General features: G+C 74.7%; 3 protein-coding genes. All 3 read right to left on the bottom strand.

The genetic code is table 11. From position 1 onward, the window contains the following. Positions 1-15: 15 nt before the first annotated feature. The 3 genes from H5965_RS12930 to H5965_RS12920 are packed head-to-tail and all read right to left on the bottom strand — an operon-like array spanning position 16 to position 14409. The gene (locus H5965_RS12930; protein WP_310969901.1) at positions 16-993 is read right to left on the bottom strand and encodes a 3-oxoacyl-ACP synthase; all 978 of its coding nucleotides are present in this window, start codon (positions 991-993) and stop codon (positions 16-18) included. After that, complete coding sequence (locus H5965_RS12925) at positions 990-6365, bottom strand: condensation domain-containing protein (protein WP_310969900.1); 5376 nt, start codon at positions 6363-6365, stop codon at positions 990-992. Before H5965_RS12925 ends, H5965_RS12930 begins: the two co-directional genes overlap by 4 nt. Before the next feature lie 13 nt (positions 6366-6378). Next, complete coding sequence (locus H5965_RS12920; protein ID WP_396136899.1) at positions 6379-14409, bottom strand: amino acid adenylation domain-containing protein; 8031 nt, start codon at positions 14407-14409, stop codon at positions 6379-6381. Positions 14410-14625: the final 216 nt, after the last annotated feature.

The following is a 14625-nucleotide window of genomic DNA, read 5'->3' as shown; positions in this document are numbered from 1 at the left end:
CGCCCGCCCCGGGCCTCACAGCTCGTGGGACGTCGTCTCGTCGGTCGTCACCAAGAGCGCGCTCCACGCCGCAGCCGGGCTGATGTTGAGCAGCACTGCGCGCCCGCCGAACTCCCCGGTTTCCCGGGCGCTGGAGAGGTTGAAGAAGACGTCGTTGGGCCCGAGGTGGCCGAAGCGGGCCAGGTTGTCGAAGCACGCTTTCGCGATCGGGACGCCGATCGCCTCCGACCAGTTCCGGAACGCCGCCGTGGACAGGTTCTGCGCGAGGTAGCACGGGACGTCGGCGGGACTCAGGCCGTTGCGGCCGAGGAGGCGGGTGACCAGGGCCCGCAGCCGGTTGCGGGTCTCCACGGCCAGCCGGAACGAGTAGACCGCCGGGTCGGTGCACTCCTCCCGCCAGCGCGCGAACTCCTCGTCCCGGTAGTCGACGCGGAACAGGTCCGCGTAAGCCCCGTTCGTCTCCAGCAGGACGTCCCGGATCCGGAGTTCTCCCTGACGCCGCAACAGAAGCGCGCCACCGCTGTCGCCGTTCACCGTGACGGGGTGGCGGTAGCGCCCGGGCGTCGCGGGCTTGCTCCCGTGCAGGACGAGCACGTTCCCCAGCTCCGGATCGGCGCGCAGCAGCCCGCCCGCGGCGAGCAACGCCGGGGTGAGTGACGCACACCCGAGGCCACCGACCGAAAACGCCATCGCCCGCTCCGCGCCCAGCATCGCCTGCAGCCGGGTCGCTTCCGAGCTGACCAGCGTCTGCGGGGCCCGCGGCTCGACCGTCAGGACCACGTCGACGTCGTTCGCGTCGAGGCCCGCGGTGGCCAGCGCCCGCTCCCCCGCCCGGGCGGCCAGGTCGGCCGCGGTCAGCGTGTCGTCGGCGGGCACCCGGTCGATGCCGAGCGCGGCGCAGGTCGCGCGTTCGGCGTCGGAGAGCGAGGGCAGCTCGGCGACCGGCAGGAAGGTCTCCGGCAGGTACCAGGCCGAGGCGGCGAGCGCGATCACGGCAGTTCGGTGAAGGCGCCCAGGATTTCGTCGGCGAGCGCGTCGAGGCGCTCCTGGCCGACGCCGCCCGCCACGGCCAGCCGCAGCGCCCCGTCCCGCACCGCGCTGGTGACCACCAGCGGGAACCAGGACGCGACCGCGCGTTTGAGGTTCACCGACAGGTCCCAGCGGGTCCGCAGCAGGCGGACGCCGGAGTCGAACGCGGAGGTGTCGCTCGGCCCGTGCAGCACCAGGACTTCCGGCTCGGGCAGGGCCCGCAACCTGGCGGTCCCGGGTGAGTCCGGCGAGAGGTGGCGCAGCATCCCGTAGCCGACGCCGTCGTTCGGCACCGAGCGCGCGCGGTCGGCGATCTCCGGCAGGCAGTCCCGGGCCGTGGTGCCCGGCCCGACCGGCAGCACCAGCGGGTGCAGCGTGGTGAACCAGCCCACCGACGGGCCGCGCCCGGCCAGCCGGAACGGGTTCGGCGTGGCCTCCCCCTCGGTCATCACGAACGCGCTCGGCGCGCCCTGCCACCGGGCCAGGCCGCAGGACACCGCGCACAGCGCCGCCTCCCGGCCCTGCGCGCCCCCGGCGGCCAGCAGCGTGGCGACGCCCGAGTCGTCCAGGGTCCGGGCGGTGATGCCGTCGCCGGGCGCGCCGCCGATCGCGCCGGCCGCCGCACCCGCCCGCAGGGTCGCCGTCCAGTAGGTCAGTTCGCCGGACAGCTCGTCCGAGGCTGCCATCGCCCGCAGGTGCTCGGCCCATTCCCGCCACCGCGGCGGCCGGGGCGCCGGTGCCGGGAGACGGCCCGCCGCGAGGTCCGCGAGCAGCACGTCGAGGTCGTCGAGGACGACCACAGTGGACATGTTGTCGAAGACGAAGTGGTTGACCAGCAGGACGAGCAGGCCGCCGCGGGCGCGGCCGCGGTCGTAGTGGCGGACGCGGAACAGCGGCCCGCGCGCCGGATCCATCTCCGCCTTCATGGCCAGGCAGTCGTCCGCGACGATCCCGAGTTCCTCGTCGGTGGTCAGCGGCGGGAGCACCTTGGTGTCGAACACGTCCGCCGCGGTGAGGTCCGCGACTTCGAGCCGGGCGCCCAGTGCGTTGCGCCGCAGCCGGTAGCGCAGCGGTTCGTGCAGGGCGAGGAGGTGCCCGATCGCCGTCCGGATCACCGCGCCGCCGATCTCGGGGGTGGTCTCCACGGTGTGGACGTCGACGAAGTCGCCGACGTCGTCCGGCATCCGGTCCAGGAAGCTGAGCATGATCGGGGTCGGCGGGATCGCGCGCGGCGGCTCGGGGGCCGGCGCCGAGGACGGCGCGACCACCGGTGCCGGGCCGTCGACGACCGCGGCCCGGGCCAGTTCGCCGAGCGTGCGGCACTGCAGCAGCTGCTGCGGGGTGAAGTGGACGCCGTCCTTGGCCGCCCGCGCGGCCACCCGGACGCCGAGGACCGAATCGCCGCCGAGGTCGAAGAAGTTGTCCTTCGGGCCGACCGGGCCGCCGCCGGTCAGCAGCTCCGCGCAGATCGCCGCGAGGACCCGTTCGGCGTGGCCGGCGGTGTCACTGTCCACAAGGGATGGTTTGGTCATGGCGGGCTCCCGGTGGGTGGGGGCGGGGACCGGCTCGCCGTCGACGGCCGGGAGGGCGGCCAGGGGGCGGCCGGGTTCGCGCAGCACGGCGTCGAGCAGGCCGGGCAGGAGGCGGGCGAGCGCGTCGGCCGTCCCGCGGTCGAAGAGGGCGGTCGCGTACTCGAAGTAGCCGTCCATCGGCCCGTCCTGCTGGTCGATGACGCCGACGGTGAGGTCGAACTTCGCGGTACCCGGCGCGATCCCGGCGACGGTGCCGGCGTCGGAGAAGCGCGAGCACTCCAGCCCGCCCAGTTCGGCGGTGTCCTGCGGGACGTTCTGGTAGGTGTAGGCGACGTCGAACAGCGGCTGGCGGCCGGGTTCGCGTGGCCCGCACACCGCCGAGACGATTTTCTCCAGGGGGATTTCCTCGTGGTCGAGGACGTGGGCGACGGTGTCCGCGCAGCGGCGGACCAGGTCGGTGAACGACAGCTCGCCCTCGACCCGGGTGCGGAACGGCGGCAGATTGTTGAAGTACCCCATGAGGTCGTGCGTCGCCGGGTGCGTCCGGCCGGAGGTGGCCACGCCGACGACGACGTCGGTGAAGCCGGCCCAGCGGTGCAGCAGCGCGTCGACCAGCGCGAGCATGGTGACGAACGTCGTCACGCCGTGTTCGCGGCTGAACCGGCGGGCGGCCTCGGCGGCCGGTTCGGCGATGGTGAACTCGACGAGGTCGCCGTCGAAGGACTGGGCGGCCGGGCGGGGCCGGTCCAGCGGCAGCTGCGCGGCGGGCAGGCCGGCCAGCTCGGCGCGCCAGAACCGCAGGCCGCGCTCGAGGGTCTCCCCCGACAGGCGCCGGCGTTGCCAGGCCGCGAAATCGGCGAACTGGAAGGGCAGGTCCGGCAGCTCGGGTGCCCGCCCGGCCAGCCGGGCCCGGTAGAGCTCGGTGAAGTCGCGGAAGAAGATCGTCGGCGACCAGCCGTCGAAGACGATGTGGTGGTAGGTCCAGAGCAGGACGTGGTCGGCTTCGGCCAGGCGCACCAGGGTGATCCGGACCAGCGGGCCGGTGGCCAGGTCGAACGGGCGGACGGCCTCCTCGCCGGCCAGCCGGTGCGCCGCCGCGGCTCGCTCCGCTTCGGGCAGCGTGCTCAGGTCGTGCACGACGAGCCGGGGTCCGGGTTCGGCGAGCCGGGTGAACGGCACGCCGTCGTCGTCGGGGATGCAGGTGCGCAGGATTTCGTGGCGGTCGAGGAGGTCCTGCACGGCCCCGGCGAGCGCGGCTTCGTCCAGGGGGCCGGACAGCCGGAGGTCGTGCGGGATGTTGTAGAGCGCGCTGCCGGGGTTGAGCCGGTCGAGGAACCACAGTTGCTCTTGGCCGAACGACAGCGGCAAGGGGCCGCCGCGCGGCAGCACCGCGATGGCGGGGACGTCGCCGGACGGGCCCCGCTCGGCCCGCACGGCCTCGATGCGGGCGGCGAAGGCCCGCACGGTCGGGTGGCCGTACAGGTCGGCGAAGGTCAGCTCGACGCCGAAGTCGCGTTCCATGGTGCGCAATGCGGTGATCGCCGCGATCGACGTCCCGCCGAGGGCGAAGTAGTCCGACCCGGGGTCGAGTTCGTCTTCCCCCAGTGCCCGCGCCCAGGCTTCGGCGACCCGGCGCTCGGTGTCCACATCGGACACCACGGCGACCGGTTCCGGGGCCCGGGTCTCGACGGACGGCGAGCCCGGCGGCCGGCACCAGCAGCGGACGCCTTCCAGCGGGTAGGCCGGCGCTTCGATCCGCGGCACCGGCGTCCCGGCGTAGTGGCGGTCCCAGTCGAGCCGGACACCGAGCCGGTAGAGCGTGGCCACCTGCCGCAGCACCGCTGGCCGTCCGGCCCCGGCGATCAGCTCGACGCAGCCGAGCTCGGGCGCCAGCCGGCGCATCGTCCGCGAGAGCACGCCGCCGGTGCCGAGCTCGACCAGCACCGCGCCGTCCCGGACGAACCCGCGCACCGCTTCGGCCAGCCGGCCCGAGTCGAGCGCCGGCCCGACGGCCCGGCCCGCCGCGACCGCCAAGCCGTCCTCGATGGACAGTTCGCCGCGCGCGATCCGCACGGACAGGTTGCCCGCGCCGGACCCGACGAGGTGGGTGTCGGGCAGGCCCAGCGACCGGGCCAGCCGGTGCAGCGCGTGGTGGACGGCGACCAGCCGGGGGCCCGGCTCGCCGGGCAGCGGGTCGTCGCCGAGGACCGGCCACGCCGCGCACAGGTCCGCCCAGAGCTCGGGTTCGACCCCGCCGTCCCCGGAGAACAGCAGCACCACGGGTGGGTCGTCCGGGGCGGGCGTGTCCGGGACGGCGGCCGACCTCAGGGCCGTGGCGAGCGCGGCGGGCTCGGCGGCGACCACGGCGATCCGGACGGGGTGGTCATCGCGGCCGCGGTTCATCGCGTGGCCGATGGCCAGGACGTCGTGCCCGCTCGATTCGGCGAAGTCCGCGAGTTCGTCGCGGTAGCGGGCGAGCGCGGACGCCGTCTTCGCCGAGACGGTCACCAGGTGTTCGGTCCCGTCCGGTTCCGCGGGCTCCGGAGCCTCCGGGGGCTGCTCGACGACGGCGTGCACGTTGGTCCCGGTGAGCCCGAACGAGCTCAGGCCCGCCCGCCGCGGTGTGGCGTCCTCCCAGGGACCGAACGCGGGGTTGACCCGCACCGGGCCGCCGAAGTCGATCAGCGGGTTGGGGGTTTCGAAGTGCGCGGTCGGGTACCGGACGCCGCGCCGCACGCTCAGCAGCACCTTGACCAGCCCGGCGACCCCGGCGGCGTTGTCGAGGTGCCCGATGTTGCCCTTGATCGAGCCGATCGCACAGGACGGGGTGGTCACCCCGGCGTCGAGGAACGCCTGGCGGAGGGCCTCGACCTCGACGACGTCGCCGAGCGGGGTGGCCGAGCCGTGGCACTCGACGTACCCGACGGTGGCCGGGTCGACGCCGGCGTCCCGCCAGGCCGCGGTGATCACCTCGGTCTGGGCCGCCCGGCTCGGCGCGCTCATGCTGGCCATCCGGTAGCCGTTGTGGTTGACGGCGATGCCCTTCAGCACGGCGTGCACGTGATCGCCGTCGGCGAGCGCGGCGGCCAGCGGCTTGAGCACGACGATCCCGCCGCCTTCGCCGCCGACCGCGCCGGTGGCCTTCTCGTCGAACGGGCGGCACCGGCCCTCGGGCGACTCGACCCCGCGGACCGGGACGTGCCCGGCCTCGCGGATCGGCACCGGCCGCACGCTGATGCCGCCGGCCAGTGCGAGGTCGGCGGCCCCGCTGCGCAGCAGGGCGACGGCGTGGGCGACGGCGACCAGGCTGCCGCTGCAGGCGGTGTCGAGGACGAGCGCGGGCCCGGTGAAGTCGTGGCGGTAGCTGATCCGCGCGGCGAGCGAAGCCGCCAGGATGCCGAGGATCTGCTGCGGGTCTTCCTCGTCGAAGAGGTCTTCGTAGTCGCTGCGCGAACTGCCGAGCACGACGGCGGTGCGTGAGCCGCGCAGGGCATGGGGCGCGTAGCAGGCGTTTTCGAGGGCTTCGTGGGCGAGTTGCAGGATCAGCCGCTGGTGCGGGTCCATCCACGCGGCTTCGGCCGGTGGCACGCCGAAGAAGCGGTGGTCGAAGCGGTCGATCCGGTCGAGGTAGCCCATCGGCAGGTAGCCGGGGCCGGGCGCGAAGCCGTTCTCCCGCAACCGTTCCCCGGCCGGCTGCCCGGTGACGTCGCGCCCCGCGGCGAGCAGGTCGTGGACGGCAGCCAGCCCGTGGGCGCCCGGGAGCAGGGCGGACACCCCGATGATCGCCACGTCGTCGGTGCGCACCGGTTCCGGCCTCCTAGAGTTCGTAGTCCTGCGGCGGGTTCAGGCCGCGATCCACGGCCCGGCCCAGTGCTTCGAGCGTGGGGTGCTCCAGCATCAGGGCGAGAGCGCCGACGGTGGGGTTGTCGAACAGCGCCCGCGGCGGCAGGGCGGCACCGAAGTCGGCCCGCAGCCGCGCGGTGACCCGCAGGCAGAGCAGCGAGTCGCCGCCGAGGGCGAAGAAGTCGTCGTCGACGCCGACGTGGTCGACGGAGAGGACCTCGGCCCAGATCCGGCTGAGGGCCCGTTCGGTGGCGGTACGTGGGGCGAGGTAGGGCGGCTCGCTCTCGGCGGGTGTGGCGGCCGCGTGTTCGCGCGGCGATGCGGCGGCGCCGGCCGGCTCGTGTTGGCCGGCCGGAGGGCGGTCGCCCGGCGGCGTGGCTGGCTCAGCACCCGGATCACCCGGCCCGGCTGCAAGCGGCTGGCCAAGCGAGCCGACTGGCTCGGCGGCCAAGCCGCTCGCCAGACCCGGCGGGCGCTCTTCCGGCAGCCCGGCCGGCCCCGCCGGCTCGCGCAGCAGGTCCACGAGCTCTCCCGCCAGAACCTCGACCGTCCCCCGGTCGAACAGCGCCGGGTCATATCCCAGCCGCAAGCTCAGCGGCTCGTCGTCGCGCGCGCTGCCGTGGGCGATCAGCACCAGCGGATAATTCGTGATCTCGACCGCCGTCACCTCCGCCACGTGCAGGCCGCGCTCGGCCAGGGCGTCGCGGTCGAACGGGTAGTTCTCGAAGACCACGATGCTGTCGAACAGCCCCGCCCGGGCCGGCAGCCCGCTCCAGCGGCGCAGCGCCGCCAGTGACACGTGCCCGAAGCGGCGGGCCTCGGCCTGGTCCGCCTGCAACCGCCGGAACCAGCCCGGCCCGTCTTCCGCGACCGTCACCCGGACCGGGACCGTGTTGACGAACATCCCCACCATCCGGTCCACGCCGGGCAGTTCGGGCGGGCGGCCGGACACCACCGCGCCGAAGCAGACGTCCGGATCACCGCCGTGCCGGGCCAGCAGCCGCGCCCACGAGCCCTGGACGACGGCGTTGACCGTCAGCCGGTGCCGTCGCGCGAAGGCGGCCACCCGTCCCGAGTCCACTGCGGACAGTGAACGTTCCACTGTGGACGTCGAGCGGGCGCGATGGGCGCGGCCCGGCGGGCGGTCGTACGGCAGCCGGGTGGGAACAAGCCCGGAAAGAACTTTGCGCCAATGGGTTTCGGCGGCCGCCGGGTCCTGGCGGGCGAGCCAGGCGAGGTGGTCGGCGAACGGGCGGCGGCGTTCGGGGGCCAGGCCGGAGAGGTGCGCGAGGACGTCGGTGAGGACCTCGAAGACGCTCCAGCCGTCGAGAATGACGTGGTGGAACGTCCACAGTGTCCGGACCCGGATGTCGTCCAGCCGGACCAGGGTGACCCGCATCAGGGGCGCCGCGGTGGGGTCCAGCCCGGCTTCCCGGTCGGCGGTGAGCAGCTCGGCCTCGTCGTACGATCGCCCGTCGTGCACGGTCACCGGCAGGGTCACAGCCCGGTGCACCACCTGCACCGGCTCGCGGACGCCGGTCCAGTGGATCGCCGTCCGCAGGGCGGGGGTCTCGTCGACCGCTCGCCGCCAGGCGCGTTCCAGGGCCGTGAGGTCGTCGACGCCGGTCAGGGTGAAGCAGACCTGCTCGAGGTAGGTGCCGGGTTCCGACAGGCTGTGGAACAGCATCCCGGCCTGCATCGGGGTGAGCGGGTAGACGTCCTCGACGTGCCGGCCGTCGCCGAGGACCCGGTCGAGTTCGGCCTGGCTCGCCGCGGTGAGCGGGAAGTCGGACGGCGTGCGGCCGCCGGCGCCCGGCTCGGCGCAGTGGGCGGCGATCTCCCGCAGCGCGGTCAGCGTCTCGCCGGCCAGCCGGGTGACGGTACCGGAGTCGTGCGCGCCCGGGGAGTAGGTCCACTCGAATTCGAGTTCGCCGGCCGCGGTGACGGCCGCGGTGACATCGAGGCGCGAGGTGCCGGTGACGTGCGGCGCACGGCTCAGCCCGATGGCGGAGGGAGCTCCACGGAACAGCGCGCCGGACTCCGGCTCGGCGTCGAAGCGGCCCAGGTAGTTGAACGCCGCCACCGGGCGGGATTCCGGCAGTTCCGCCTCCCCCAGGTACCGCAACGCCCCGTACCCCAGCCCCCGGTCCGGGACCGCGCGCAAACACTCCTTCACCGCCTTCAGCACCGCACCCCACCCACCGTCCCGGGGCACCGCCACCGGGCACGGGTACAGCGCCGTGAACCAGCCCACCGTCCGGGACAGGTCGACGTCCTCGAAGACGTCCTCGCGGCCGTGCCCCTCCAGCTCCAGCAGCACCCGCTCCCGCCCCAGCCAGCCGCCCAGGACCCGGCCGAGCGCGCTCACCAGCACGTCGTCGATGCGCGTGCGGTAGGCGGCGAACGTGTCGCGCAGCAACGCCGCCGTCTCGTCCGCGGCGAGCCGGACCGTCACCGCGCGAGGGGGTCGCGGGTCGCCGTCCGGCCCGGCGCCCGGCGCCGTCCGGCGCCAGAACCCGGCGGTGAACCCGCCCGCCGCCACGTGCCCGGCCAGCCGGCGGGACCAGTCGCCGAACGACGTGGTCCGGGGCGGCAGCTCCACCGGCCGCCCGGCGCGCGCCGCCGCGTACGCCGCGCGCAGGTCCGCCAGGAGGATCCGCCACGAGACGCCGTCGACGACCAGGTGGTGGGCGGCCAGCAGCAGCCGCGAGCCGTCCAGGACCGCGGTGAACAACGGGCCGCCGTCCAGCTCGAAGAAGTCCATGGTGGACACCGGACCGACGCGGAAGGCCGTGAACGGTTCCGTGTACTCCTGCCGCCACTCGCGGCCGGCCCGGCGGAAGCGCAGCCGGAGCGCGTCGTGGTGGTCGACGAGCGCCGCGACCGCGGTCCGCAGCGCCGCCTGGTCGACATCCGCGGCGAGGTCGGCCGACACCCATTGGGTGAAGTGCCCGGGGTGCTCGGTGATCGTCTCGAAGAACCAGTGCTGGATCGGCGACAGCGGCACCGGGCCGGCCGGCCGGGGCGCCTCGCGCGCCGCCGGTTCCTCCCACGCCCCCGCCGCGGCCAGCTCGGCCGGGGTCTGCCGGAGGAAGACGTCCTTGGCGCTCAGCCGCAGCCCCAGCTGCCGGGCGCGCGCCACGACCTGGATGCCGAGGATCGAATCCCCGCCCAGTTCGAAGAAGTTGTCCCGCGTGCCGACGTGCTCGACGCCGAGCACCTCGGCCCACACGCGCGTCAGCAGCTCCTCGGCCGGGCTGCGGGGCGCCGTGCGGACGCCGGCGGCTCGCGGCCGCGGCGCCGGCAGCGCCCGGCGGTCGACTTTGCCCTGCGGCGTCAACGGGAACCGGTCGAGCAGCACCAGCGCGCCGGGGACCAGGTGGCCCGGCAGGCTCTTCCCCAGGAACTCCCGCACGGCGCCGGGCTCGACCGGACGGCGGGGCACGACGTACCCGGCCAGCCGCTTGTGGCCGGGGGTGTCCTCGCGCGCCACCACGACGGCCTCGGCGACGTCCGGGTGCCGTCGCAGCGCCGCCTCGACCTCGCCCACCTCGATTCGGAAACCGCGGATCTTGACCTGGTCGTCGGACCGGCCGAGGAAGTCGAGGACCCACTCCTCGCCGGCGCGCCAGCGCACGACGTCACCGGTGCGGTACAGCCGGGTGCCGTCGCCGAAGGGGTCGGCCACGAACCGGTCGGCGGTCAGGCCGGGCCGGTCCAGGTAGCCGCGGGCCAGGCCGCTCCCGCCGACGTACAGCTCGCCGGGCACGCCGGCCGGCACCGGCGCGAGGTGGCTGTCCAGCACCAGGCAGCGCGTCCCGGTGATCGGCCGCCCGATCGGCACCGGCCGCCCGCCGTCGCCGTCGCGGACGCGGTGGCAGGCGGTGAACGTGGTGCCCTCGGTCGGCCCGTAGCCGTTGACCAGCTCCAGGTCCGGGCACCGGCGCAGGACCGCCGCGCACTGCCGCGGCGACAGGACGTCACCGCCGGAGACCAGCCGGCGCAGGCCCGCGAACACCCCGGGGTCGGCCGCCGCCACCTCGTGGAACATCCCCGCGGTCAGCCACAGCGCGGTGACGCCCTCGGCGCGGACGAAGGCGCCGAGGGCCTCGACCGACGGCACGTCTTCCGGGTCGATCGCCAGCCGCGCCCCGGACAGCAGCGCGCCCCAGATTTCCAGGGTCGAGGCGTCGAAGGACAGCGGCGCGTACTGCGTCGAGACGTCGTCAGGCCCCAGCCGGGCGGATTCGTCGGCGCACAACCGGGTCACCGAGCGGTGCTCGATCAGTACGCCCTTGGGCCGGCCCGACGACCCGGAGGTGTAGAGCACGCAGGCGAGGTTCTCCGGCCGGGCCCGGCGCGGCGGGGCGTCGCCGGGCCCGCTTCCGTCGTCCGAGAGCAGCACCTGGGCCCCGCGGGGGACCCGGTCGCGGGCCGCACGGGTCGTGACGACCGTCGCGGCGCCGGAGTCGTTCAGCAGCAACGCCAATCGCTCGTCCGGGTAGCGCGGGTCGAGCGGGACGTAGGCGCCGCCGGCCTTCAGGATCGCGAGCATGCCGACGACCGCGTCGATCCCGCGCGGCACGCACAGGCCGATCCGGACGTCCGGGCCGGCGCCGCGGGCGATCAGGGCGTGGGCGAGCCGGTTCGCCCGGCGGTCCAAGTCCCGGTAGCTCAACGCGGTGCCGGCGCAGGTCACGGCGAGGGCGTCCGGGCGTTCGCGGACGCGCTCGGCGAAGACGTCGAGGACGGTCCGGCCGGGCCCCTCCACCGGATTGCGGCCGACGGCCAGGAGTTCGTGTCGTTGTGCGGGCGCCGGGAACGGCAGCCGGGACAGCCGCCGGCCGGGGTCGTCGGCGATGCCGGTGAGGAGTGTGCGCAGGTTTTCGGCCAGCCGCCGGATGGTGTCGGCGTCGAAGAGGTCGGTGCTGTATTCGACGGTGGTGCGCAGGCCGCCGTCCCGCGGCTCGAACTCGAGGGTGAGGTCGAACTGGGCCGAGTGCCGGGGCAGGTCGAATTCCTCGACGGCCAGCCCGTCGAGCTCCGGCAGCGCCGAGGGCGCGTTCTGCAGCACGACCATGACGCTGACCAGCGGCGACCGGCTCGCGTCGCGGTCCGGGGCGAGCAGCTCGACCAGGCGGCCGAAGGGGACGTCGTCGTGGGCCATCGCGTCGAGCACGGTCGAGCGGACGCCGGTGAGGAAGTCGGCGAAGGACGGGTCGTCGTCGAGCCGGGAGCGGATCACGACGGTGTTGACGAAGAAGCCGACGAGCCCGGCGAGCTCGTCCCAGGACCGCCCGGCCGTGACGGTGCCGAGCGCGATGTCGCGCTGGCCGGTGTAGCGCGCGAAGAGGACCTGTGCGGCGGCGATGAGGGTCACGAACAGCGTGGCGCCGCGCTGCCGGCCGAGTTCGGCGAGCCGGGTGGTCACGGCCGGGGGAACGGTGAAGCGGTGCGTCGCGCCCGCCGTCCCGCGCACGGCGGGCCGCGGGCGGTCGGTGGGCAGCTCGAGTGCCGAGACGCCGGCGAGCTGCCGTTCCCAGTAGGCGATCCGGTCGTCGAGCTCCGGACCGGCGAGCCGCTCGCGTTGCCAGGCGGCGAAGTCGGTGTAGCGCAACGGCAGCGGGGGCAGCTCGGCGCCGGGGTCCGAGTAGAGCAGGCCGAGCTCGTGGGCGAGCACGCCCATCGACCAGCCGTCGGTGATGATGTGGTGCAGGACCAGGACGAGCAGGTGGTCGTCCTCTCCGAGGCGGAAGACGGTGGCACGGAAGAGCGGGCCGCGGGCGAGGTCGAAGGGCCGGTGCACCTCGCGTTCGACGCCGTCGGCGGCGCGGACGTCCGGCCGGATGTCCGGCGGCGGCCCGACGACTTGGACCCCCCGCCCGCCGACGGTGGGGAAGGTCGTCCGCAGCGACTCGTGCCGCTCGGCCAGCGCGGTGAGGGCGCTGGCCAGGGCGTCGACGGAGAGGGGGCCGCGCAGGCGGAACCCGGCGCTGGTGTGGTATTCGGCGCTGCCCGGGGCGAGCTGGTCGAGGAACCAGAGCCGTTGCTGCCCGGAGGAGAGGGGAAGAGCGGCGCCGGGTGCGGTGCGGGCGGGCGCGTGCCCGGGGTGCGCGGCGGGGAGGGCCGCGGCGAGCCCGGCAACGGTCCGGTGTTCGAAGACGGCTTGGGCGGGCAGGGCGGTGCCGAGGCGCCGGTTGAGCGTGCCGGCGACGCGCATGGCGAGGATGGAATCGCCGCCGAGCTCGACGAAGTCGTCATCGGTGCCGATGTGGTCCAGGCCGAGCGAGTCCCGCCAGACTTCGGCGACCAGCGCTTCGGCGGGGTTGCCCGGGGAGGTGCCGTCGGGGTGGCCGGGGTCGGGCAGGGCGCGGCGGTCGAGCTTGCCGTTGGCGGTCAGGGGGAGGGCGGCGAGTTCGACGAACCGGGCGGGGATCAGGTGCTCCGGCAGGCGGCTGCGGAGGTAGGAGCGCAGGTCGGTGCCGAGATTCGGCTGGATTTCCGACTCGGCCTCCGCGCCGGACTTCGGCTCAACCTCCGCCCCGGTCCCCGCGCCGGACCGCGGCCCAGCTCCTGCACCGACCCTCACCCCGAGCGCCGGCCCGCTCCGGGGCCCAACCTCCGCACCGGACTCTGGCCCAACCTCCGCCCCGATCCCCGCGCCGGACTTCGGCCCTGCCCCGGCCACCAGCGCGCCCTCCCCGCCGGTCTCCGGCGCCGTCCTCCGCACGACGTAGGCGACCAACTGGTCATCGCGGCCGTTGCGGCGAGCCACCACTGCCGCTGCCGCCAGGCCCGGGTGGGTCAGCAGGGTCGCCTCGGTGTGCGCCGGGTCCACTCGGATGCCGCGGATCTTGACCTGGTCGTCGGTGCGGCCGAGGTAGTCCAGCAACCCGTCGTCGCGGTGGCGGACCTGGTCGCCGGTGCGGTACATCCGCGATCCCGGCGGTCCGGCCGGGTCCGCGACGAACGCCGCCGCCGTGGCGCCCGGGCGGCCGAGGTAACCGCGGGCCAGGCCGGCTCCGGCCAGGCAGAGCTCGCCCGCCCGGGCCGGGCGCAGTGCGGCGTCCCGTACCTCGGCGCGGGTTCCCGCGATCGGGTGCCCCAGCACCGCCCGGCCTTCCGGCACGGTGTCGCACAGCAGACTGTCCACTGTGGTCTCCGTGGTTCCGTAGGCGTTCCAGACCACGACCCCGGCGGCGCGCAGCTCGGCCCCGAGGTCCGGATCGACGGGCTCACCCCCGGCGATGACGAGGCGCGGCCGCGCGGGGCCGTCCAGCAGGCCGGCGAGGATGAGCATCCGGAGGTGGGAGGGGGTCACGTCGAGCACGTCGATCCGCGCGGCCTCCAGCGCGGCGACCGTCTCCCGCGGGTCGAGCCGGGCCAGGACGTGCAGTTCGTGCCCGGCCAGCATCCACAGCAGCGGAACCCACGAGGCATCGAACGACAACGCCGCGGTGTGCGCCACCCGGAGCCGCTCGCCGACGCTCGCGAAAAGGCCTTCGCGGTGCGCGGCGAACAGGGCGAGGAGGCCGCCGTGGGTGCCGAGGACGCCTCTCGGGCGGCCGGTGGAGCCGGACGTGTAGAGGACGTAAGCGAGATTCTCCGGCCGGATCCGCGGCGGGGAACCAGCCGGGAAGTCGCCCTCCAGGAACACCGGCACGCACCGGCTCGGCAGCGACGCGGCCAGTTCCGGCTGGGTCAGCACCAGCGTGATCCCCGCGTCCGCGACCAGCTCCGCCCGGTGCCGCGGCGGGTGCGCCGGGTCCAGCGGCACATACGCCGCCCCCGCCTTCAGCGCTCCGAACAGCGCCACCACCATCTCGGCCCCGCGCTCCAGCAGGAGCCCGACGCGGGTCTCCGGCCCCGCGCCGCACGACGCCAAACGCCAAGCCACTTCGTCGCTGCGGGCCGCCAGTTCCGCGTAACTCAGCCGGGTCCGGCCGCTCACCAGCGCGGTTTCCGCCGGCGTGCGCGCCGCCTGGTGGGTCAGCAGATCGCCCACGCTGTTCGATGGTCCAGTCATCCCCAGAATTCCCCGTGCACGATGCCGGAAATCCCGGCGGTGACGAACTCCGGATACTTCCAGCGGCTTCCCGCCGTCGGCAAGCCGCCGATCGAGGGATCGGCCGTCACTGTCCATAATTGCCGTCGATTACCACGGAAATTGATCGTCCAATGAGGACAGAGAGCAATTACGCCGTTCGGCGCCGTCCGCGCA

This window comes from Amycolatopsis sp. 505 (genome assembly GCF_031625235.1).
Taxonomy (GTDB): domain Bacteria; phylum Actinomycetota; class Actinomycetes; order Mycobacteriales; family Pseudonocardiaceae; genus Amycolatopsis.
Note: the sequence above shows the minus strand (reverse complement) of the source record. Positions and strands in the feature narration are given on the sequence as shown.